This window comes from Actinomadura sediminis (assembly GCF_042675525.1).
Taxonomy (GTDB): domain Bacteria; phylum Actinomycetota; class Actinomycetes; order Streptosporangiales; family Streptosporangiaceae; genus Spirillospora; species Spirillospora sediminis.
In genome coordinates this window covers 69,167-90,400 of record NZ_JBHTJA010000017.1, presented here as the reverse complement: position 1 = coordinate 90,400, position 21,234 = coordinate 69,167, and the positions used below count along the sequence as shown (strand labels likewise).

General features: G+C 72.8%; 22 protein-coding genes and 1 tRNA gene. 7 read left to right on the top strand and 16 right to left on the bottom strand.

What is annotated here, in order from left to right; all coding sequences use genetic code 11:
* Positions 1–142 precede the first annotated feature (142 nt).
* The 4 genes from ACFQ11_RS12255 to ACFQ11_RS12240 all read right to left on the bottom strand — a co-directional run bounded on the left by ACFQ11_RS12255 (position 143) and on the right by ACFQ11_RS12240 (position 2,337).
* A tRNA-Met gene (locus ACFQ11_RS12255) sits at positions 143–216 on the bottom strand.
* Between the two features lie 52 nt (positions 217–268).
* On the bottom strand, positions 269–1,315 hold the full coding sequence (locus ACFQ11_RS12250) for a YlbL family protein (RefSeq protein ID WP_378298360.1): 1,047 nt from the start codon (positions 1,313–1,315) through the stop codon (positions 269–271).
* 28 nt (positions 1,316–1,343) lie between these two features.
* Entirely contained in the window at positions 1,344–1,790 is a 447-nt protein-coding gene (locus tag ACFQ11_RS12245) for a molybdenum cofactor biosynthesis protein MoaE (RefSeq protein ID WP_378298358.1), read from the bottom strand.
* Between the two features lie 10 nt (positions 1,791–1,800).
* A complete protein-coding gene (locus ACFQ11_RS12240; protein ID WP_378298357.1) occupies positions 1,801–2,337 on the bottom strand; it encodes a PPA1309 family protein in 537 nt (178 codons plus the stop codon).
* A 117-nt stretch (positions 2,338–2,454) separates the two neighbouring features.
* Between ACFQ11_RS12240 and ACFQ11_RS12235 the strand changes: the two genes are divergently transcribed.
* On the top strand, positions 2,455–5,322 hold the full coding sequence (locus ACFQ11_RS12235) for a UPF0182 family membrane protein (RefSeq protein WP_378298355.1): 2,868 nt from the start codon (positions 2,455–2,457) through the stop codon (positions 5,320–5,322).
* 82 nt (positions 5,323–5,404) lie between these two features.
* Here the strand turns inward: ACFQ11_RS12235 and ACFQ11_RS12230 are convergent, their stop codons facing one another.
* Complete coding sequence (locus ACFQ11_RS12230; protein ID WP_378298353.1) at positions 5,405–6,490, bottom strand: NAD-dependent epimerase/dehydratase family protein; 1,086 nt, start codon at positions 6,488–6,490, stop codon at positions 5,405–5,407.
* Positions 6,491–6,581: 91 nt separating this feature from the next.
* Here ACFQ11_RS12230 and ACFQ11_RS12225 point away from each other — a divergent pair, with 91 nt between their 5' ends.
* Genes ACFQ11_RS12225 through ACFQ11_RS12215 form a run of 3 tightly spaced genes read left to right on the top strand, consistent with a single transcriptional unit; the run spans position 6,582 to position 8,778 of the window.
* The gene (locus tag ACFQ11_RS12225; RefSeq protein WP_378298351.1) at positions 6,582–8,036 is read left to right on the top strand and encodes a zinc-dependent metalloprotease; all 1,455 of its coding nucleotides are present in this window, start codon (positions 6,582–6,584) and stop codon (positions 8,034–8,036) included.
* A complete protein-coding gene (locus tag ACFQ11_RS12220; RefSeq protein ID WP_157432914.1) occupies positions 8,033–8,209 on the top strand; it encodes a hypothetical protein in 177 nt (58 codons plus the stop codon). The genes ACFQ11_RS12225 and ACFQ11_RS12220 overlap by 4 nt, the downstream gene beginning before the upstream one ends.
* Positions 8,206–8,778 carry an NUDIX hydrolase gene (locus tag ACFQ11_RS12215; RefSeq protein ID WP_378298349.1) on the top strand — a complete coding sequence of 191 codons (573 nt, stop codon included), beginning with the start codon at positions 8,206–8,208 and terminating at the stop codon, positions 8,776–8,778. Before ACFQ11_RS12220 ends, ACFQ11_RS12215 begins: the two co-directional genes overlap by 4 nt.
* 25 nt (positions 8,779–8,803) lie before the next feature.
* Here ACFQ11_RS12215 and ACFQ11_RS12210 read toward each other — a convergent pair whose 3' ends face one another.
* From ACFQ11_RS12210 to ACFQ11_RS12200, 3 genes are all read right to left on the bottom strand, one after another.
* Positions 8,804–9,439: a hypothetical protein gene (locus tag ACFQ11_RS12210; protein ID WP_378298347.1), complete on the bottom strand. Its 636-nt coding sequence runs from the start codon at positions 9,437–9,439 to the stop codon at positions 8,804–8,806.
* A complete protein-coding gene (locus ACFQ11_RS12205) occupies positions 9,436–9,978 on the bottom strand; it encodes a M48 metallopeptidase family protein (RefSeq protein ID WP_378298374.1) in 543 nt (180 codons plus the stop codon). The genes ACFQ11_RS12210 and ACFQ11_RS12205 overlap by 4 nt, the downstream gene beginning before the upstream one ends.
* A gap of 208 nt (positions 9,979–10,186) precedes the next feature.
* Positions 10,187–10,975 (bottom strand): enoyl-CoA hydratase/isomerase family protein, encoded by a 789-nt coding sequence (locus ACFQ11_RS12200; protein WP_378298346.1) that lies wholly within the window; start codon positions 10,973–10,975, stop codon positions 10,187–10,189.
* A gap of 174 nt (positions 10,976–11,149) precedes the next feature.
* Between ACFQ11_RS12200 and ACFQ11_RS12195 the strand changes: the two genes are divergently transcribed.
* On the top strand, positions 11,150–12,481 hold the full coding sequence (locus ACFQ11_RS12195; protein ID WP_378298344.1) for an ABC1 kinase family protein: 1,332 nt from the start codon (positions 11,150–11,152) through the stop codon (positions 12,479–12,481).
* A 193-nt stretch (positions 12,482–12,674) separates the two neighbouring features.
* Here ACFQ11_RS12195 and ACFQ11_RS12190 read toward each other — a convergent pair whose 3' ends face one another.
* The 5 genes from ACFQ11_RS12190 to ACFQ11_RS12170 all read right to left on the bottom strand — a co-directional run bounded on the left by ACFQ11_RS12190 (position 12,675) and on the right by ACFQ11_RS12170 (position 17,121).
* Entirely contained in the window at positions 12,675–12,890 is a 216-nt protein-coding gene (locus ACFQ11_RS12190; RefSeq protein WP_378298342.1) for a hypothetical protein, read from the bottom strand.
* Between the two features lie 196 nt (positions 12,891–13,086).
* Entirely contained in the window at positions 13,087–13,365 is a 279-nt protein-coding gene (locus ACFQ11_RS12185) for a WhiB family transcriptional regulator (RefSeq protein WP_051300364.1), read from the bottom strand.
* A 121-nt stretch (positions 13,366–13,486) separates the two neighbouring features.
* A complete protein-coding gene (locus tag ACFQ11_RS12180; protein WP_378298341.1) occupies positions 13,487–13,891 on the bottom strand; it encodes a hypothetical protein in 405 nt (134 codons plus the stop codon).
* A 217-nt stretch (positions 13,892–14,108) separates the two neighbouring features.
* A complete protein-coding gene (gene tesB / locus ACFQ11_RS12175) occupies positions 14,109–14,969 on the bottom strand; it encodes an acyl-CoA thioesterase II (protein ID WP_378298339.1) in 861 nt (286 codons plus the stop codon).
* Between the two features lie 82 nt (positions 14,970–15,051).
* Complete coding sequence (locus ACFQ11_RS12170) at positions 15,052–17,121, bottom strand: ATP-dependent DNA helicase UvrD2 (RefSeq protein ID WP_378298338.1); 2,070 nt, start codon at positions 17,119–17,121, stop codon at positions 15,052–15,054.
* A gap of 154 nt (positions 17,122–17,275) precedes the next feature.
* Between ACFQ11_RS12170 and ACFQ11_RS12165 the strand changes: the two genes are divergently transcribed.
* Positions 17,276–17,569, top strand: a complete 294-nt coding sequence (locus ACFQ11_RS12165; protein ID WP_378298336.1) for a mycoredoxin — start codon at positions 17,276–17,278, stop codon at positions 17,567–17,569.
* Between the two features lie 230 nt (positions 17,570–17,799).
* On the opposite strand, the gene nudC is transcribed toward ACFQ11_RS12165, so the two are convergent.
* Positions 17,800–18,711: an NAD(+) diphosphatase gene (nudC, locus tag ACFQ11_RS12160; RefSeq protein ID WP_378298334.1), complete on the bottom strand. Its 912-nt coding sequence runs from the start codon at positions 18,709–18,711 to the stop codon at positions 17,800–17,802.
* A 16-nt stretch (positions 18,712–18,727) separates the two neighbouring features.
* A complete protein-coding gene (locus ACFQ11_RS12155; RefSeq protein ID WP_378298371.1) occupies positions 18,728–20,110 on the bottom strand; it encodes a dipeptidase in 1,383 nt (460 codons plus the stop codon).
* Between the two features lie 97 nt (positions 20,111–20,207).
* Between ACFQ11_RS12155 and ACFQ11_RS12150 the strand changes: the two genes are divergently transcribed.
* A complete protein-coding gene (locus tag ACFQ11_RS12150) occupies positions 20,208–20,546 on the top strand; it encodes a DUF4031 domain-containing protein (RefSeq protein WP_378298332.1) in 339 nt (112 codons plus the stop codon).
* On the opposite strand, the gene ACFQ11_RS12145 is transcribed toward ACFQ11_RS12150, so the two are convergent.
* Positions 20,532–21,140, bottom strand: coding sequence for an HD domain-containing protein (locus ACFQ11_RS12145; protein WP_378298330.1), 609 nt, complete (start codon positions 21,138–21,140; stop codon positions 20,532–20,534). The genes ACFQ11_RS12150 and ACFQ11_RS12145 overlap by 15 nt on opposite strands.
* Positions 21,141–21,234 lie beyond the last annotated feature (94 nt).

Sequence of the window (21,234 nt, the reverse complement as noted above, 5' to 3'; positions counted from 1 at the left end):
GGGGGTCTAGGGGCAAAGCCCCAGGGGTGGGCGGGCGGGGGATGGCGGAGGCACGGGGGGTTCGGGGGGTCGCCCCCCGGTAAAACGCGGAGAATCCCCGGGAAGGTGCGCGAAGTGCACCGACCAGGGGATTCCCGATTCGTAGCGGGGGCAGGATTTGAACCTGCGACCTCTGGGTTATGAGCCCAGCGAGCTACCGAACTGCTCCACCCCGCGTCGCGTTGATGTCTTAACTGTATGGGGTGTGGGGTGGTTGTGCAAATTGGTTTCAGCCGGTGCAGGAGGGGACGGTGCCCTTGCCGGTGGTGAGGGCGTTGAGGGCTTGGCGGGCGTCCTTGAGGGTGTCGGTGCGGACGAGGCGGAGGCCGTCGGGGCGGGCTTCGACGGCGGCGGCGCAGTTGCCCTTGGGGGTGAGGAAGACGGTGGCGCCCGCGCGGCGGGCGGCGATCATCTTCTGTTCGATGCCGCCGATGGGGCCGACTCGGCCGTCGGGGGTGATGGTGCCGGTGCCGGCGACGAATCTTCCGCCGGTGAGGGGGCCGGGGGTGAGCTTGTCGATGATGGCGAGGGAGAAGATGAGGCCGGCGGAGGGGCCGCCGATGTCGCCGATGCTGATGTCGATCTCGAAGGGGAACTTGTAGTCGCCGGCGAGGACGACGCCGACGACGGCTCCGCCGTCGGGGCCCTTGGTGGTGGGGATCCGCTGCCGGCTCTCGTCGCCGTCGCGCCGGACGGTGAGGGTGACGGTCTCGCCGGGCCGGACGCCGTTCATGATGTCGCTGACCTGCTGGACTTTGGTGACGGCGGTGCCGTTGACGGCGGTGATCTCGTCGCCGGCCTTGAGCTTGCCGTCGGCGGGCCGCCCTTTCTGGACGCTGTCGACGACGACGCGGGTCCCGACGGGGATGCCGAGTTCGCGGAGGGCGGCGGCTTCGGCGTCCTCCTGGGAGTCGCGCATCTGCCGGGTGTTCTGTTCGTCGACCTCTTCGGGCGATTCGTCGTCGGGGAAGATGGTCTCTTCGGGGACGACGGCGGTGTCGCCGTCGAGCCAGCCGCGGAGGGCGGTGAGGAGGTCGATGCGTCCGCCGGGGCCGCCGCGGTAGGTGACGGTGGTGAAGTTGAGGTTGCCTTCGGTGGGGTAGGTCTGCCGCCCGTCGATGGCGATGAGGGGTTCGCCTTTGGCGTTGTCGGCGAGGGTGTTCTGGGTGGGGCCCGGCATCAGCGTGACGTACGGGACCGGCATGAGGGAGCCGACGAGGGCCAGCACCAGGACGAGCACGCTCGCGGCGGTGAGCGTGGCGGCACGACGAGACATGGTCGGAACTCTATGCGGCGCGCCGGTGTCAGCAGGCCCCGACCCATTCGTCGCCTCCGTCGGCGAACGTCTGGTGTTTCCAGATGGGGACCTGCGCCTTGAGGTCGTCGATGAGGCGGCGGCAGGCGTCGAACGCTTCGGCGCGGTGGGGGCAGGACGCGGCGACGACGACGGCGAGGTCGCCGATCTGGAGGTCGCCGACGCGGTGGAGGGCGGCGAGCGCCCGCACGGGGTGGTCGGCGGCGACTTTCTCCATGACGGCGCGCAGTTCGCGTTCGACGGTGGGGTGGGCGCTGTAGGAGAGGGCGCTGACGGCGCGGGCGTGGTCGTGGTCGCGGACGGTGCCGACGAACAGGGCGGTGCCGCCGGCGGCGGGGTCGCCGACGGCGCCGAAGACCTCGTCGACGGACAGTGGCGTCTCGCGGACGCCGATGAGCCGGATGACGGGGGGTGCTTCGGCGCTGTCGTCGTTCACGTCTCGCACACTACCTTCCGGACGGATCTTCGGGTTCGTCCGGTTCGAAGGTGCCGGCGAGCGCTTCGGCGAGGGCGGGGACGAGGTCGGGTCCGGCGACGACCTCGTCGTCGGCGTCGTGGCGGCGGAGCCGGAGGGCGGAGTGCCGGGCGCCGTCCCGCAGCACGCCGACGATCATGCGGACGTCTTCGCGGCGGGGGTGCTGGGCGGCGAACGCGGCGGCCTCGGCCTCGTCGGCGGGGATGTCGTCCTCGACTTCGGGGGGCAGGACGACCCGTTCGATGACGAGGGCGCAGCCGTCGACGGCGTCGGGCCAGGCGATGGCGGCGAGGGCGTCCTCGACGGCGGCCTGTTCGGGGAGCGCGGGCTGTTCGAGGGCGGCGAGCGTGTCGGCGTCGGCGGGGAGGCCGAGCTGGTCGGCGAGTTCGGGTTCGGCGGCGCGCAGTTCGGAGCTGCGGACGAGGGCGTAGAGGCGGGGTGCGGCGTCCCATCCTTCCTGTGCGGTATGGCGTTCGAGGTCCAGGACGACTTCTTCCAGTAGGCTCACGGGCCCATCTTTCCCCTAATCGGTCCGGGGACATGCGGGAACCCCGGTTCCAGTCGGTAAGTTGCTTACACAGCACCGGCCGGCGGCCGGTGGCGCGATCTCGATCGGAGTGGGGCCTTGACCTTCCGGACTCCCGGCCTCGGACGCCGAGCAGGCGGCGGCCGCGCACGGCCGTTGCTGCCCGCGCTGGTGGCGCTGGCGCTGTTGCTTGTGGCCTTCGTGGTCTTCACCGCTTTCTATACCGACTTGTTGTGGTACCAGTCGGTCGGTTTCGAGGCGGTCTTCACGACGCAGTTGAAGGCGCGGGCGGTCCTGTTCTTCGGGGCGGGGCTGCTGATGGCGCTGCTGGTGGGCGCGAACGTCCTGGTGGCCTACCGGCTGCGGCCCGCGTACCGGCCGCTGTCGGTGGAGCAGCAGGGCCTGGAGCGGTACCGGGCGGTGATCGATCCGCGGCGTCGGCTGATCGCGATCACGCTGCTGGGGCTGCTGGGCGTTTTCACGGGCGCGTCGGTGTCGGGGCAGTGGCCGACGTGGCTGGCGTTCATGAACCGGACGCCGTTCGGCGTCGAGGATCCGCAGTTCCACAAGGACGTCTCGTTCTACGTCTTCACGTACCCGTTCATCCGGCTGCTGCTGGGGGTGGTGTTCGCGACGGTGATCCTGTCGATCCTCGCCGCGGTGATGGTGCACTACCTGTACGGGGGGCTGCGGCTGCAGGGCCCGGGCGACAAGGCGAGCCCGCCGGCGCGGGCGCACCTGTCGGTGCTGGTGGGCCTGTTCGTGCTGCTGAAGGCGGTGGCGTACTGGTACGACCGGTACGGGCTCGTCCATTCGGAGCGGGGCGTGACGACGGGCGCGTCCTATACGGACGTGAACGCGTTGATGCCCGCGAAGACGATCCTGGCGGTCATCGCGGTGCTGTGCGCGATCATGTTCTTCAGCAATCTGCTGCGCCGCGGGATGATGCTGCCGGGTGTGGGTTTCACGCTGCTGGTGCTGTCGGCGATCCTGCTGGGCGGGATGTATCCGCTGCTGATCCAGCAGTTCCAGGTGAAGCCGGACGAGCTGGCGAAGGAGCGCCAGTACATCGAGCGCAATATCAAGGCGACGCGGCAGGCGTTCGGGGTGGAGGGCGCGAAGCTCATCCCGTACGGGGCGAAGCCGAAGACCGACCAGGCGACGCTGCGGGCGGAGGCGGAGAAGCTGGACGGCGCCCGCCTGCTGGACCCGAACGTCGTGGGCGAGACGTTCAAGCAGCAGCAGCGCATCCGGCCGTTCTACAACTTCCCCGACATCCTCGATGTGGACCGGTACGAGGTCGACGGCGAGATGATCGACACGATCGTCGCGCTGCGCGAACTGTCGGGCGCGCCGGAGGGGCAGCACAGCTGGATCAAGGACCGCATGGTCTACACGCACGGGTACGGGTTCGTGTCGGCGTACGCGGACCGGCTCGCGGGGGGCGGGGTGCCGGACTACATCACCCGTGACATGTCCGTCTCCGCGAACCAGCGGATCAACGTGACCCGCCCGGAGATCTACTTCGGGGAGCGGACGCCCGCGTACTCGGTGGTCGGCGGAGCCGGCCAGCAGGAGCTGAACTACCCGGACAACAGCGAGAACGGGCAGCAGACGAGCAACTACGGCGGGGACGGCGGCGTCTCGATCGACTCGTTCTTCCACAAGCTGCTGTACGCGACGAAGTTCCAGGACAAGAACCTGCTGCTGTCGGGCGCGATCAACGACGGGGCGAAGATCCTCTACGACCGCTCGCCGATGGAGCGCGTCCAGAAGGCCGCGCCGTGGCTGAAGCTGGACGGCGACCCGTACCCGTCCGTGGTGAACGGCCGGATCGTCTGGATCGTCGACGGCTACACGGCGTCGAACAGCTACCCGTACTCGGAGGAGATCAGCCTCGGCGAGGCCACGCGGGACACCATCACCGAGACTCGTTCGGCGGTCGCGCGGCAGTCCGACGACCATGTCAACTACATGCGCAACTCGGTGAAGGCGACGGTGGACGCCTATGACGGGTCGGTGCGCCTGTACCAGTGGGACGACAAGGACCCGATCCTCAAGACGTGGATGAAGGTCTTCGACGGGACCGTCCAGCCCCGTTCGCAGATTCCTCCCGAGTTGGAGAAGCACTTCCGCTACCCGCAGGACCTGTTCAAGGTGCAGCGGACGATCCTGGCCAAGTACCACGTGACCGACCCGGCCGCCTTCTACAGCGGTGAGGGCTTCTGGGAGGTCCCCGAGGACCCCAGCGCCAAGGGGAAGCGGCAGCCGCCGTACTACCAGAGCCTGCGGATGCCGGGGCAGGCCGAGGAGTCGTTCTCGCTCACCACGGTGTTCAACCCGCGCAACAACCAGCAGCTTGCGGCGTTCATGGCGGTGGGCTCCACGCCCGGACGCGATTACGGGCAGATCAGCATCCTGCAGATGCCGCGTAACGCGCAGCCGCCGGGCCTCAGCCAGGTGCAGAACGAGTTCGAGACCGACCCCCGGGTCAAGGAGGATCTGAACTCGCTGAGGCTCGGACAGACGGACACCATCGGCGGCAACCTCCTGACGCTCCCGTTCAGCGGCGGACTGCTGTACGTGGAGCCGATGTACGCGATCCAGGAGAGCGCCAAGCAGCCGTATCCCGTCCTCGGCGCGGTCCTGGCCAGGTACGGCAACACGATCGTCCTGGCGAACACGCTGGACGAGGCGCTGGCTCAGATCGTCGGGGACAGCGCTCCGCCGGACGGCGGGCAGGACGAGGGGCAGGACGGCGGAGAGCCCGGGGAGGGCGACGGCGGGACCGGCGGCGCCCTCACCCCGGAGGCGCAGCAGGCGATCAACGATCTGAAGAAGGCGGTCACCGACTACGAGGAGGCGCAGAAGTCCCTCGACTACGACAAGATGGGCCAGGCCTGGGAGGCGATCAAGAAGGCGCGGGACGCGCTGGCCACCGCCCAGCAGACCAAGCCGGAGTCGTAGGCCGCGCCGCCGCGAGGACGTTCGAGGGCCGCCGCCCGTCGCCGGGCGGCGGCCCTCGCCGCGTCGAGGCTCGTCCTCCGGGTCAGGTCCTGCGGCGCTTGCGCGCCCGGCGGATCGCGGCGGCGGCGCCGATCGCGGCGACGGTGGCGCCCGCGGCGGTGGCGGCGGCGGCTTCCCGCCCGCCGACGCGGCGGCCGACGACCGCGTGCCTTCCGGCGATCTCGTCCATCAGCCCGCGCAGGGCCGCGGCGTTGTCGTACATGGGTTTCCAGCCGGCGGCGCGCAGCCGGGCGCAGTCGACGACCCACGGGTAGGCGACGTAGCGCAGCTCGGTGGCGGGCGCCGGGGTCATGCCGAGGCGGTGCAGGCGCTGGGCCGTCCCGAAGGTGAGGGCGGCGGGCAGTTCGAAGCCGCGCTTGCCGGTGATCTCGGCGACCTCGTCGGGCCCGATCCAGCCCTCGCAGCCGACGGCGACGGGTCCGGGGACGTGCTCGGTGACGATCAGGTCGAGGGCGGACGCGAGGTCCTCGATGTGGCAGAACTGCCAGCCGGGGGTGCTGCCCTTGACCGACAGCAGCCGGGGCGCCTCGAAGTGCCGGGTGACGAGGGTGTCGACGCCGGGCCCGACGAGCGCGGCGGGGCGGACGACGGTGATGTCGAGCCCGGGGTGGGCGAGCGGCGCGGTGGCGGCGAGCTCCTCGATCTCCAGGTGGTCGCCGGCGATGCCGGTGTCGGCCTCGGCGAGCAGCGGCGCGTCCTCGGGGAGCGGGACGTCGTTGCCCGGTTCAGCGCCGTACACCATGGCGCTGGTGACGAGCACGACCCGCCGGACGCGCGCGGCGGCCGCGGCGGTGACGACGGTCTGGGCGCCCCGCACGTTGTGGGTGCGGCGTTCCCGCTGGTCGATCTCGGGCGACTGCTCCACGTCGAGGTGGACGATCACGTCGACGTCCGACAGCCGGCCCGACAGCAGCGGGTCGCGGACGTCCATGACGCGCCAGGTGACTCCGGGCACGTCGCCGCGCTGCCCGTCGATGGCCACGACCTTGCGGATCTCCTCGCGCTCGGCGAGCCGGGCGGCCAGCAGCCGCCCCGCTCCGGTGGCCGCGCCGGTGACCGCGACGACCGGGCTCTTGCTACGCCGAGGGCGAACCTTGCCCGTTGCCACGGAGGTGCCCCCTTCCTTTTGTTCGCGACCTTGCCGGGACCGGCTAACGTTGCGGATATGAGCCCATCATGCATCCCAGGGGCGAACCGATATGAGTGACACTCCCTTCGGCTTCAACCGTCCCGGTGACGGAGACGACGACCGGCCCCAGGATCCATTCAAGGCCATGGGCGGCGACATGGCGCAGTTCGCCGACATGCTGCACCGGTTCGCCGACATGATCGGCGGCCAGGGCGCGGCCGGTGCGGGCGGCCCGGGCGGCGGCCCCCTGAACTGGGATCTGGCCAAGAACATCGCCCGGCACTCGGTGGCCGAGAAGGGCGACCCGTCGATCGTGGACGCCGAGCGGCGCCAGGTCGAGGAGGCGCTGCGGCTGGCCGAGCTCTGGCTCGACGAGGGCACGACGCTGCCCGCCGGCATCCGGACGCCGCAGGCGTGGAGCCGGTCGGAGTGGATCGAGCAGACGCTGCCGGTGTGGGCGAAGGTCTGCGACCCGATCGCGGCGCGCATGGTCGAGTCCATGGGCGGCGCGCTCGGCGGCGGCGAGATCCCCGCGGACGTCCAGGCGATGGCCGGGCCGCTGATCGGCATGGTCAAGCAGATGGCGGGCGCGATGGTCGGCGGGCAGGCCGGGCAGGCGCTCGGCGAGCTGGCCCGCGAGGTGACCGGCTCGGCGGACGTCGGGCTGCCGCTGGCGCCGGACGGCGTCGGGGCGCTGCTGCCCGCGGGGGTCGAGGCGTTCGGGTCGGGCCTCGAGGTGTCCGGCGACGAGGTGCGGCTGTACCTGGCGCTGCGCGAGGCGGCCCACCAGCGGCTGTTCGCGCACGTCCCGTGGCTGCGGTCGCATCTGCTGGGCGCGGTCGAGGAGTACGCGCGCGGCATCACCGTGGACCTGTCGGGCATCGAGCAGGCCGTGCAGGGCCTCGATCTGAGCAATCCGCAGGCGATCCAGGACGCGCTGGGCGGCGAGATCTCGCTGCAGCCGGAGGAGTCGCCGCGGCAGAAGGCGGCGCTGGCCCGGCTGGAGACGACGCTGGCGCTGGTCGAGGGCTGGGTCGACACGGTCGTGAACCGGGCGGCGGAGAACCGGCTGCCGGAGGCCGGGAAGCTGGCCGAGGCGGTGCGGCGGCGCCGCGCGACCGGCGGTCCGGCGGAGCGGACGTTCGCGACGCTGGTGGGGCTGGAGCTGCGGCCCCGGCGGCTGCGCGAGGCGGCGGCGCTGTGGCGGACGCTGACGGACGTGCGGGGCGTGGACGGCCGGGACGCGGTGTGGGAGCACCCGGACCTGCTGCCGACGTCGGACGACCTGGACGACCCGGACGGGTTCGTGCACGGCCGCGAGGACGCCCTGTCGGACCTGGATCTGTCGAAGCTCACCAAGGGCGAGGGCCCGGCCGGGGCCGCCGACGAGGCGAAGGACGAGCCGAAGGACGAGGCCGCGGACGACGACCGGAAGGACGACGACCGGAAGGACGACGGGCCGGACGACGGGCCGGACGACGGGCCCGGCGACGGCGGGTCCGGCGACGCGGGGCCGCGGCGGTGAGCCGGCAGCGGCCGCACCGGGTGAGCGGCTGCCGGTACGAGCCGGGCTCGTCGACGAACGTGATCCGGCGGCGGGTCGCGCGGGCGAGCCTGTGCTGGCAGCGGCCCATCGATCAGGAGCGTCGGCGCCGCCATCTCGTCAACTCCCGGTACCCGCGCATCGGGCGCGCATGAGGGACGACTCGGGACGGCTGCTCGCCGCGGTCACGCTCGGCAAGAACGTGACCGACGTGCTGCGCCGCTGGCGCCCGCCGGACGACGCCCAGCGCGAGCTGGCGCTCGATTTCCTGCGGCACCTGCGCGATCACACGCTGGACGGCCTGTGGCGGGAGTGCGCGGCGGGGCACATCACCGCGAGCACGCTTGTGCTGGACTCGACGCGCACCCGGGTGCTGCTGACGCTGCACTCGAAGATCAAGGCGTGGCTGCAGCTCGGCGGGCATCTGGAGCCGGGCGATGCGACGCTGGCGGACGCGGCGCTGCGGGAGGCGGCGGAGGAGTCGGGCATCCGCGGGCTGCGGCTGCTCGGCGCCGGTCCCGTGCAGCTCGACCGGCACGCCGTGCGCTGCCATCCGGAGGGCTCGTGGCACCTGGACGTCCAGTACGCGGCGGTCGCCCCGCCGGGCGCGCGGCACGTGGTGAGCGACGAGTCCGACGATCTCGCGTGGTTCCCGGTGGACGCGCTGCCCGAGCCGACGGACGACGCGCTGCGCCGCCTCGTCGCGCGGGCCGTCCGGGCCTGAGTCCGGCCCCGGCCGGGCCGGGCGCTCAGCCGTGCAGCGGGTGCCCCTCCAGCAGGGCGCGGGTGTTCTCCCAGCCCTCCAGGCCGGGGTCGAGGAACCTCAGGTCGGCGGCGGTGCGGATGCGGTGCCAGCCGGGTCCCTGCGGGACGAGCCCGGGGCGCGGCGCGGCGGCGCGCAGCCGGGCGAGCGCGTCGGGGGTGTCGAGGTCGACCTCGGTGAGTGCGCCGGCGAGCCAGCCGGGCAGCGGGAGGCGGGCGGCGAGCGCGACGAGGCCGTCCGGACGGGCGGCGCAGGCGGCCGCCGGGGCCTGCCCCAGCGCCCGGAACAGCTTGCCGATCAGCAGCGGCGGCAGGTCGGGGGCGTCGCCCGCGACGAGCACGGCCTCCGCGGCGCCGGCGGCGTGCAGCGCCGCGAACGCGTCCGGCGGGGTCGCCGCGCGGACGATCGGCGTGCCGGGCCACGTGACGGCTTCGGCGTCCGGCTGGTCGGGCGGGTCCAGCACGAGGGCGGGGGTGACCAGCTCGAGGCCGGCGACGACCTCGTAGGCGTCCTCGAGCAGCGCGAGCCGGAACTCGCCGGGGTCGACGCCGGGCGGGGCCGCGCCGCGACCGCCGTCCGGTGGGGCGTGCGACAGCACCGCGGCGTGGCGGGCGGAGCTCAACCGGCGACCCCGTACCGCTCGTCGCGGTGCAGGGCGTCGCCGCGGTGGGCGTCCTTGCCGGGGTCGCCGCCGGGCGCGTCCGCCTCCATGGGCAGGTGCGCGGCGGCGGCGACGCCCTCGAGGTAGCCGCGGGCGCGGTCGGCCTTCGGGTAGTTGCCGACCAGTTCCCAGAAGTCGGCGCCGTGGCCGGGGATCAGCAGGTGCGCCAGCTCGTGGACCAGGACGTAGTCGACGACCCAGCCGGGCATGCCGCGCAGCCGTGCGGAGAGCCGGATCGTCCCGTCGTCGGGGGTGCACGATCCCCAGCGGGTGCGCTGGTTGTCGACCCAGCGGACGCTGACGGGATCGGCACGGCCGTCCAGGTAACGGCGGGACAGTTCGCGGGCGCGGGCCTCAAGGTCGGCGTCGCTGGGACGCCGCTTGCGTTCGCGCTCCTCCAGCCGTTCCAGGATGGTCGCGATCCACTGTTCCTCTTCGGCCTTGCTCAGCCTGGACGGAACCATCACCACCACCTTGTCCCCGTCGCGGTAGGCGGACACCGTCCGCCTGCGGCGGGAGCTGCGGCGGACCTCAACGTTTGGGGGCACGCCAGAACCGTACCCAAAAATTTGCGTCCACCACAGGGGGTGTTTGGCGTTTTCGCAGGTCAGACGCCATGTTTTAACCGCTTCATAGCGGCGCGCACACGTCCGCGCAACCTTGCCGCGGCCCGCGGCGGCCGTTACGCGTCCCGATCCGTGGTATTGATCATTCGCCGGTGAAGCGGGGGGCGCGGCGTTCCCGCTGCGCGGCGAGGCCCTCGGCCATGTCCTTCGTGGCCATCGTGACGGGCTGCGCGAGCGACTCCCAGCGCAGCGCCGACTCCATGTCGGGGTGGCCGCCTCCGGCCAGCGCGACCTTCGTGAGCCGGGTCGCGACGGGCGCCTGCGCGGCGACGCGTCCGGCGACCTCCAGGGCCTCCGCCAGCACCCGCTCCCGGGGGACGGCGCGGTTCACCAGGCCGGACGCCTCGGCTTCGGCCCCGGTGAGGACGCGTCCCGCGAGCAGCATCTCCCGGGCGAGCGGCAGTCCGGCGACCTCGGGGAACAGCCAGGTGGCGGCCATGCCCGGGTGCAGGCCGAGGGCGGTGAACGGGGCGAGGAGCTTGGCGTCAGCGGCGGCGTACCGCAGGTCGCAGGCCAGGGCGAGGCAGAGCCCGGCGCCGACGGCGTGCCCGTTGACGGCGGCGATCGTGGGGACCTCGAGGTCCCGGACGGCGAGCCACGTCCGGTAGAACTCCAGCATCCGGTCGCGCAGCGCCGGGACGGCCTCGGAGTTCGTGTCGGCGAGCCACGACAGGTCGCCGCCGGAACTGAACGCGCTGCCCGCGCCGGTGACCACGACGCAGCGCACCCGGTGATCGGCGCGCAGATCCGCGACGGCCTTTTTCCAGGCCGCGGTCATGTCATCGGCCATCGCATTGCGGCGGTCGGGATCGTTCAGGGTGAGAACGGCGATTCCGTCCGGGCGGCGTTCCACGAGCAGCTCTTCGGGCACGGGACGCACCGTACCGTGCGGCCCGCGGGCGCCGCGCGGCGGGGCGCGAAGACGCGTGAGAAAGCGCACACTTACCACATTTGCGCTGGTCATGCGAGTGCGTTGTTTCCGGCCATGTCGATTGTTCATCCGGCACTGTGGCGGAAACGGCGGCCGATCGCGGAGAATGGCCGGGTGAGCGATCTTCCCCGCCGCGCGGTGACGCGGTCAGCAAAGCTGGCGTCCCTCCCCCTCGGCTTCGCGGGGCGTACCGCCCTGGGCGTGGGGAAGCGGACCTTCGGACGACCCGCCGAGGCCGTCGCGCTCGAGATCCAGACGCGCACCGCCGAGCAGTTGTTCAAGGTGCTCGGCGAGCTCAAGGGCGGAGCGATGAAGCTCGGCCAGATGCTGTCGATCTTCGAGGCGGCGCTGCCGCCGGAGATCGCCGGCCCGTACCGCGCCACCCTGACCAAGCTCCAGGAGGCCGCTCCCCCGCTGCCCGCGTCGGCCGTGCACAAGGTCCTCGCCCAGGCGCTCGGGGACGACTGGCGCGACTCGTTCGCCGAGTTCGACGACGAGCCCGCCGCCGCGGCGTCCATCGGGCAGGTGCACAAGGCCGTCTGGCACGACGGCCGCACGGTCGCCGTCAAGGTGCAGTACCCCGGCGCCGGCAAGGCCCTGATCAGCGACTTCAACCAGCTCGCCCGCGTCGGGCGGCTGTTCGGGGTGCTGATGCCCGGCCTCGACGTCAAGACGATGCTCGCCGAGCTCAAGGAGCGGGTCGCCGAGGAGCTCGATTACGAGATCGAGGCCGAGTCGCAGACGATCATCCGTGCGGCGTACCTCGACGACCCCGATTTCTACATCCCCGAGGTGATCGCCCAGTCCGGCGACGTCCTGGTCACCGAGTGGATCGACGGCACCCCGCTCTCGAAGATCATCAGCGAGGGCGACCAGGAGACCCGCAACCACGCCGCGCTCCTGTACTGCCGGTTCCTGCTGTCGGGCCCGAAGCGGTCCGAACTCCTGCACGGCGACCCCCACCCGGGCAACTTCCGGCTCCTCGACGACGGGCGCCTCGGCGTCATGGACTTCGGCGCCGTCGACCACATCCCCGGCGGGTTCCAGCAGCGGCTCGGCCTCCTGCTGCGCATCGGCACGATGGCCGACATCGACGAGGTCGAGGAGGCCCTGCGCCGCGAGGACTTCATCCGCGAGGGCGTCGAGATCGACACCGAGTCGCTGCAGGGCTTCCTCGCGCCGATCACCGAGCCGTTCGTCACCGAGACGTTCGCGTTCAACCGGGAGTGGCTGCGCGAGCAGGCCGCCCGCGTCACCGACCTGCGCCCGACCAACGTCGTCCGGCAGCTCAACCTCCCGCCCGAGTACGTGATCATCCACCGGGTCCTGTCGGCGGGCACCGGCGTGCTCTGCCAGCTCGACTGCGAGATCCCGGCCCGTGCCGAGTCGCTCAAGTGGATCCCCGGCTTCGCCGACGACGAGGACGAGGAACTCGTCTCCGGCTGACCCCCGGCGCCAGGCGCCGCTTTGGACGGGAACAGGAAGGGCCCCGCACGCCGCGTCGGCGTGCGGGGCCCTTCTTCGCGGCGTCCGGCAGTGGGGGCCGGACGCCTCCTGCGGGCCCGCCGGGAGGCGCGCCGCGCTCGCGCCCGGAACGGGCGCGGACGCGCGGCCGCCTGCGACCTCGCGGACCCCCGGGTCAGGCCCGGCCGTGCCTCCGTGGACGGCCGCGCGGGTTCGGGGTGGGGTCCGGGGCCGCCGTCGGGGCGAGCAGGACGCGGCGGACGCGCGACGCGCGGATCTGTGCGTCCCGGCGGGCGCGGCGCAGCGCCCGCACCCGGACGGCCAGTTCGTCGGCGGCGATCGCGGTCGTGGGGCCGGGCTCGGCGCCGAGTCCTTCGGTCATCGTCGTCATGTCGTCCTCCCGGGCCTGAAATGCCTTCCCGGGTGTTATTTCCCCTTTGGGGTCTTTGTGTTTCATTTCGCCGGCGGGAGGACGCGTATCGATTCGGATACGCGTCCTCCCGCCGGGCGGTCGGGTGCGGCTCACGGTGGGCTCATCGCCCGCGTCGCCGCGCCGGTGCGCGCGTGAACGGCGCCTCCGGCCGTCCTCAGACGGTCACGTCCTCCGGGCGGGGGTGCTTGCGGGGACGGCCGCGCGGCCGCTTGCGGGGCACGATCACGCCGCGGACGAACAGTTCACCGCCCCAGACACCCCAGGGCTCCTTCCGCTCGAGCGCCCCGGCGAGGCACTGCTTGCGGACGGGGCACTCCTGGCACAGCGCCTTGGCGAGCTCGACGTCGGCGGGGTCCTCGGCGAAGAACAGCTCCGGGTCGGTCCGGCACGGAAGCGTGAGGTCCTCCTCGCTCACTGCGAGGGCCCCCTGCATCACAGTCACCCTTGTTCCTCTCGTTGGATCTCAACGGGCGTGTCGGTGGGTCGTCTGGGCAAAAGAGAAGGCCGCGGATCCGGTGTCTGGATCCGCGGCCTGGGGGCTTGCCGGTGTCTTGCTAGACCGGTCGCCTCCAGGGGTACGGACCCGACACGCCGCCCATCAGGGTGGCGCCCTTGCGGGCCGTGGCCGAAGCCTGGATGGTCACGTCTTCGAGAAGGTGTTCGAAGACACTCCACCCCTGCTCGTCCTGGAATCGCTGCGCACGACGGACCCCGCGCAGATCACGGAGATCGCGCAGGTCACGCGGCTGCTCGCCGATTTCGGCGCAACGCCGGACGGCAGAGATCGCCTCGTTGCCGAGGATCGATCCGCCGATCGGCTCCTGACCGCCGGTGCCGGCGGACGCGCCGCGCAGTCTCGGCCTGCGCAGGACGTCGGCGGACACCGGGGAATAGGCGAGCGGGGAGCCGGGGCATGCGGCGTTCCGGGACGGCGTGTTCGAGAACATCGTGAAGATCACCGGACTGCACACCACCTCTCTGGCTCCTCGGGCCGGACCGGTCGGATCAAGATCCACCAGACGGCCGCCTGATTGCTCGCGTACGAGACTACGGGGACTTCGGCAAATCGAGCAAGGTATTTTTGACCTGCGGTTTTGTGGGTCACTTCACCAAGATCGCGGGGAACCCGGGCCGTCGCGACGGCGTCGAAACTCCCGGGAGAGCCCTGCGGGACGATCAGTCCGAAACGCGGACGAGCCCCTCCTGCATCACCGACACCACCAGCTCCCCGGAGCGGGTGAACACCTGCCCCCGCGCGAGCCCGCGCGCGCCCCCGGCGAACGGGGTGTCCTGGTAGTAGAGCAGCCACTCGTCCGCCCGGAACGGGCGGTGGAACCACATCGCGTGGTCGAGACTGGCGCCCATCGTCCGCTTGTCGCCCCAGGCGAGACCGTGGTTGAGCAGGACGGTGTCGAGGAGCGTCATGTCGGACGCGTACGTCATCAGGCACACGTGCAGCAGCGGGTCGTCCGGAAGCTCACCGTCGACCTTCAGCCACACCTTCGACTCCGGTGTGGCCAGCGACGGGTCCTTGGCGGCCTCCCACGTCAGCGGGGTGGCGTGCCGGATGTCGATGGGCCGCCGGTTCACGAACGCCTCGGCGCCGCGTCGGCCGAACAGGGGCGTCAGCCGGGTGAGGGAGTCGGGAAGGGTCTCGGGGTCGGGCGCGTCCGGCATCGGCGCCCGGTGCGCGGGGCCGTCCTCGACGATCTGGAACGACGCGGACAGCGTGAAGATCGCCTTGCCGTGCTGGACGGCGGTGACGCGGCGCGTGGTGAAGGACCGGCCGTCGCGGACCCGGTCGACCGTGTACACGATGGGGACGAGCGGGTCGCCCGGCCGCAGGAAGTACGCGTGCAGCGAATGCACGGGACGGTTGACCGGGACGGTGCGCCCGGCGGCGACCAGCGCCTGCCCGGCGACCTGCCCTCCGAAGACGCGTTGCCGCCGCTCGTCGGCGGTGCGGCCGCGGAAGATGTCGTTCTCGATCTGCTCGAGGTCCAGCAGGTCCAGCAGAGCCTTCAGAGTCTCCTTCACGCCCGACAGTCTCCCCCATCCGCCCGTGTGACCGGCCTCTCACCCCACGCGAAGCCGCCGCCGCGCGCCCGGAAGGCCCTGCTCAGACGCCGCACAGGCCGAGGACGGCGTCGCCGTAGCGGTCGAGCTTGACCTTGCCCACACCCGGGATCCGGGCGAGGTCCTCCCGCGACTCGGGCCGGTGCTCGGCGATCGCCTGCAGGGTCGCGTCGGTGAACACGACGTACGCGGGGATCCGCTGCTCGGCCGACACCTCGGCGCGCCAGTCCTTGAGGGCGGCCAGCAGCTCCTCGTTCAGCTCGGCCGGGCAGTCCTCGCAGCGGCCGAGCTTGCGCTCGACGGCCGCGGTCAGCGGGCGTCCGCACACCCGGCACGGCTGCGGCCCCTTCGCCGGACGCCGTTTCGCCGACCGGTCGAGACGGGCCGGGGTGTGCGTCGTGGTCTTGCCGGTGAGGCCGTCCAGGAACCGGGACGGGCGCCGCGCCTGGGCGCCGCCGGGAGAGCGCGCCAGCGCCCACGACAGGTGCAGGTGGACGCGCGCGCGCGTGATGCCCACGTAGAGCAGCCGGCGCTCCTCCTCCACCTGGGCGGGCGTCTTGGCGTAGATGATCGGGACGGTTCCCTCGGCGAGGCCCACGAGGAACACCGCGTCCCACTCCAGGCCCTTCGCGGCGTGCAGGGACGCGAGCGTGACGCCCTCCAGCGGCGGCGCGTGCTGCGCGGCCGCGCGCTCCTCCAGTTCGGCGACGAACTCGGGCAGGCCCGCCCCCGGATCGTCGGCGGCCATGTCCTCGGCGAGCTGCGCCAGCGCGGCCAGCGACTCCCACCGCGCGCGCGCCGCGCCCGCCCCTTCGGGCGGCCGGTCGGAGAACCCCGCGCCCGACAGCACGTGCCGCACCGTCCGGATCAGCCCGGTGCCGTCGGTCTCGGCGTCGGCGCCCGCGCGGGCCGCGCCCCGCAGCCGCACGACCGCCTCGCGCACCTCGGGCCGTTCGAAGAACCGTTCCGCGCCCCGCAGGACGTACGGGACGTTCGCGGCGGCGAGCGCCGACTCGTACATCTGCGACTGCGCGTTCGTCCGGAACAGGATCGCGATCTCGCGCGCCGGGACGCCCTCGTCGACGAGCTTGCGGACGCGCCGCGCGGTGTCGTCGGCCTCGGCGATCTCGTCGTCGTACTCGTTGAACACCGGCGCGGGCCCGTCGGGGCGCTGCGCCACCAGCTCCAGCGCGTGCCCGGACGCGGGCGCCCGCCCCAGCAGCCCGTTCGCCAGCCCCACCACCTGCGGCGTCGACCGGTAGTCGCGGACGAGCCGGACGACCTTCGCGCCGGGGTGGTCGGCGGTGAAGTTCAGCAGGTGGGCGGCGCTCGCACCGGTGAACGAGTAGATCGTCTGGTTGGGGTCGCCGACGACGCACAGGTCGTCGCGGTCGCCGACCCAGACGTCCAGCAGCATCTTCTGCAGCGGGTTGACGTCCTGGAACTCGTCCACGACGAAGTACCGGTACTGGTCGCGGACCTGGTTGGCGACCTCCCGGTGCTCGGTCAGCACGGCGGCGGTCAGCTCGAGCATCCCCTCGAAGTCGAGCAGGTTGCGCTGCCGCCGGAGCTCCTCGTACATCGCGTACGTCCGGGCCACGTCGGCGATCTCGACGGACGGGCGCCGCGCCGCCCGCGCGGCCGCCGCCGCGTAGTCCTCGGGGCGGTGCTGCGTGACCTTCGCCCACTCGATCTCGCCCGCGACGTCCCGCAGCTCGCCGCCGCCCAGCGACACGCCGATCTCGCGCGCCGCGTCCGCGACCACCCGGATCTTGGACTCCAGGATCTTCGGCGGCTCGCCCCCGACCACGCGCGGCCAGAAGTAGGTGAGCTGCCGCAGCGCCGCCGCGTGGAACGTGCGGGCCTGGACGCCGGGCGCGCCGAGCGCCCGCAGCCGCCCGCGCAGCTCCCCCGCCGCGCGGGTCGTGAACGTCACGGCCAGCACCCGCTGCGGCGCCACCACCCCGGTCCGCACCGCGTACGCGATGCGGTGCGTGATCGCCCGCGTCTTGCCCGTCCCGGCCCCCGCCAGGACGCACACCGGCCCCCGTACCGCCTCAGCGACGGCCCGCTGCTCGGGATCGAGTCCCTCCAGCACCGACTCCAACGACATCCCCCCATGTTCGCAGCAGTCACCGACCGGGTCGTCCCGCCTCGGCGATTGTGGACGACCGTCACCCCCCACGGAATGCGAACCGGGCGTCCGGTGTTCTTCGGTACGCGCGATCTCGCGCATCACGCGAACGACGAGGGAGGACGACGCACCGATGGCGACGCCCACCGCCGACCGGGCCGAGGTGCCCGCCGGGCAGCTCACCATGTACACGACCACCTGGTGCGGCTTCTGCCGGCGCCTCAAGAGCCAGCTCGCCCGGGACGGGATCGAGATGGTCGAGATCGACATCGAGCGCGACCCGAAGGCCGCCGAGTTCGTGATGAGCGTGAACGGCGGGAACCAGACCGTCCCGACCGTCGTCATCAACGACGGCGAGGTCGTCCTCACGAACCCCAGCGCGAAGGAAGTCAAGCGCCACCTCGCGGAGCTCGCGAGCGAGAACTGACGCTTCCGCCCACGACGGCCGAGACGCCGACGGCCCGCCGCACCCGCGCGGCGGGCCGTCGGCGTCTCGGCCGGCGGACCCGTAAGGCGCGGGCCGACCGATAGGACCAGAGGCCACGGACGGCCCCGCGTGCGCTGGAGCACGGAACCGCACATGGTCACAGCCGGAGCGTGGACCATCCCCGCGGCGGCGGGGAGGCCGAGCACCGCCGGCCAGTGGCGGACCCTCCGTCAGAACGGGGGCATGTTGGGGAGTTCGCCGCCGTACCAGCGCATGATGAGCTGGGCGGCGATGGACAGGGGGCCGGGGGCGACGATCTCGCCCGCGTCGATCGCGGCGCGCAGGCCGTCGCGGGTGTACCAGGCGGCGTCCAGGATCTCCTCCGGGTCGGGACGCAGCTCGGTCTCGTCCGTCACGGCGGTGAAGCCGAGCATGAGGCTCTGCGGCATCGGCCACGGCTGGCTGCCCAGGTAGCGGACGTCCCGGACGTGCAGGCCGACCTCCTCGTGGACCTCGCGGGCGACCGCCTGCTCGAGGGACTCGCCCGGTTCGACGAACCCGGCGAGGATCGAGCGGCGGTCGGCGGGCCACTGGGGGCCGCGGGCGAGCAGGACGCGGTCGTCCGGGTCCGTGACGAGCATGATCACGGCCGGGTCGACGCGCGGGAACTGCTGCGCGCCGTCCCGGGGGCAGACCCGGACGTGCCCGGCCTGCGCCACCCGCGTCCCGGTGCCGCAGCGGGGGCAGAACCGGTGGGTGGCGTGCCAGTGCTCGAGCGCGACGGCGTGGGTGAGCAGGCCGGAGTCGCGGTCGCCGAGGAGGGCGCCGACGCGGCGGAGGCCGGCGCGGTCGGCGCCCTCGACGGCGAACTCGCCGGCGACCGTGAAGTAGGCGGTGCCGTCGGCGTCGACGCCGAGGAGCAGGCGGTCGCCGTCCGGGGCCTGGGCGGGCGGGACGAAGACGAGCGCGGGCGCGGGCTCGTGCACGACCGGGGCGCGGCCCTCGTGGACCGGCAGGACGCGGGTGCGCGGGTCGTCCCACGCGGCCGCGAGCCAGGCGTCGTCGCCGCGCCGCTCGGCGGCCCGGTCCAGGGTGCCGCGCGCGAGCGCCAGCCATTCGAGCGGGCCGTCGGTCACCGTCATTCGTTCTCCCCCCGGTTCAGCGCAGCGCGCCGGCGAGTTCTTCCCACAGGTACGCGGCGGCTTCGGCGCCCTTGAGCAGCAGCGGGATCTCCACCTTCTCGTTCGGCGCGTGGATGCGGTCGTCGTCCAGCCCCACCGCGACGAAGATCAGCGGCGCGGCGAGGACGTCGGCGAGGTCGGCCTCGGGGCCGCTGCCGCCCTCGCGGGTGAACAGCACCTCGCGGCCGAACGCGCGTTCCATGGCGCGGCGGGCGGCGAGGACGCCCGGGGAGTCGATCGGCGAGAAGCACGGGCGGACCCCGCCGCCGGGGACGCGCACCTCGGCCTCGACGCCCGGCGGGACGCGCTCGGCCACCCAGGCCCGGAACGATTCCCGCACCTTGGCGGGGTCCTGGCCGGCGACGAGCCGGAACGAGATCTTGGCGTGCGCCTCGCGGGGCACGATCGTCTTGCCGCCGGCGCCGGTGTGCCCGCCCCACATGCCGTTGATCTCGGCGGTGGGACGCGCCCAGACGCGTTCGAGGGTCGTGTAGCCCCGCTCGCCGTGCGCGGCGCGGCTGTTCCCGGCGGTGCGGAGCCATTCGGCCTCGTCGAAGGGGAGTTTCGCGAACAGGGCGCGCTCGTCGGCGGTCAGGGGGACGACGTCGTCGTAGAAGCCGGGGAGCGTGACGCGCTCGTCGGCGTCGTGCAGGCCGGCGAGGAGCGCCGCCATGGCGTGCAGCGGGTTCGGGACGGCGCCGCCGAACGAGCCGGAGTGCAGGTCGGTCGCGGGGCCGCGGAGGGTGACCTCGGCCTCGGTGAGCCCGCGCATGCCGGTGCACATGGACGGGACGTCCGCGGCCCACATCGTGGTGTCGCTGATGACGACGGCGTCGCAGGCGAGCCGGTCGCGGCGCTCGCGCAGCAGGTCGGCGAAGTGCAGGGAGCCGGATTCCTCCTCGCCCTCGACGAGCAGCTTCACGGTGACGGGCGGGGCCTGCGCGCCGGTCGCGGCGAGCAGGGCGCGGAGCCCGAGCGTGTGGAAGAACACCTGGCCCTTGTCGTCGGACGCGCCGCGCCCGATGAGGCGGTCGCCGTCCTCGACGGGCGCGAAGGGGTCGGTGACCCACTCGTCGAGCGGCTCGACGGGCTGGACGTCGTGGTGCCCGTAGACGACGACGGACGGGGCGTCCGGGTCGGCGGCGGGCCATTCGGCGAACACGGCGGGCAGTCCGGGCGTGTCCCAGATCTCGACGGTGGGCCAGCCCTGGCCGCGCAGATGGTCGGCGAGCCAGCCGGCGGACCGGCGGACGTCGCCGACGTGGGCGGGGTCGCCCGAGATGGAGGGGATCGCCAGCCATTCCTTCAGGTCCGCGATGAACCGGTCGCGCTCGCCGCGGATGTACCCGACAACGTCGATGTTCTCGACTGCGTCGTTCACTTCCCATGCCCCTTTGCATGTCGTCGTACTGTCGTGCACAGTACGGGATCGCCGCACTCGCCCACGGGAGGGCCTCTTGATCCTCATCGATCCGCCGCTGTGGCCGGCGCGCGGCCGGGTGTGGTCGCACATGGTCAGCGACGTGTCCTACGCGGAGTTGCACGCGTTCGCGGAGGAACTGGGGATGCCGCCGCGCGCGTTCGACCGCGACCACTACGACGTCCCGTCCGAGTTGTATCAGGCGGCGGTCGCGCAGGGGGCGGTGCCGGTGGGCTGCCGGGAGCTGCTGTCGCGCCTGACGCGTGCGGGGCTGCGCCGCCGGAAGGTCGTGCGGGAGGCGCTGCGCGCGCGCACGCCCAGCGTGGACGCGTCCGTCGTGGACGCGCCCGTCGTGGACGCGTCAGGCGTTCAGTAGGGCCAGTTCCGTCCGGATGTTGTGCCGGGCGGTCTTCTCGAAGCGCGCGCGGGCCGGTGGCGTGTTGAACAGGGACGGCAGTTCGAGCAGGGAGTTGAGCACCTGCGCGCGTCCGGCCCGGTAGAGCTCCTCCGGGACGAACGCGTACTCCTCGCGGACGGCGGCGGCGTAGGCGGCGTACCGGTCGGGGCCGGCCCCGAGGATCGCGAGGTCGGCGTCGCACAGGACCTGCCCGTCGCGGTCGCCGGGTTCGGGGGCGTGCGCGGCGGTCAGCTCGACGAGCCGGACGACCTGCGCGACGTCGTCCGGGGACAGGTCGGTGTCGGCGAGCATGCGGTCGGCGAGGCGGGCGCTGCGCTGCTCGTTGTCGGCGCGCTCGGGGTCGTAGACGGCGTCGTGGAACCAGGCGGCGAGCCGCACGAGGTCGGGGGACGCGGCGTGGCCGGCGAGTTCCTCGACGAGGTCGAGGACCGCGGCGAGGTGCTCGCGCGTGTGGTAGCGGCGGTGCGGCTCGCCGTAGCGGGCGTCGAGCTCGGCGCCGATGTGCCGGGTGTGCGGCCCGGCCAGCGCGACCCACCGCTCGATGAGTTCCATGCCCCCATCTTGGCGGATCCGGGGACGGCGGGAGACACGCGGTGTCATCGTTCTTGCCCGGGGGGTGCGTGCCCGCCACTATGGTTGGCGATCT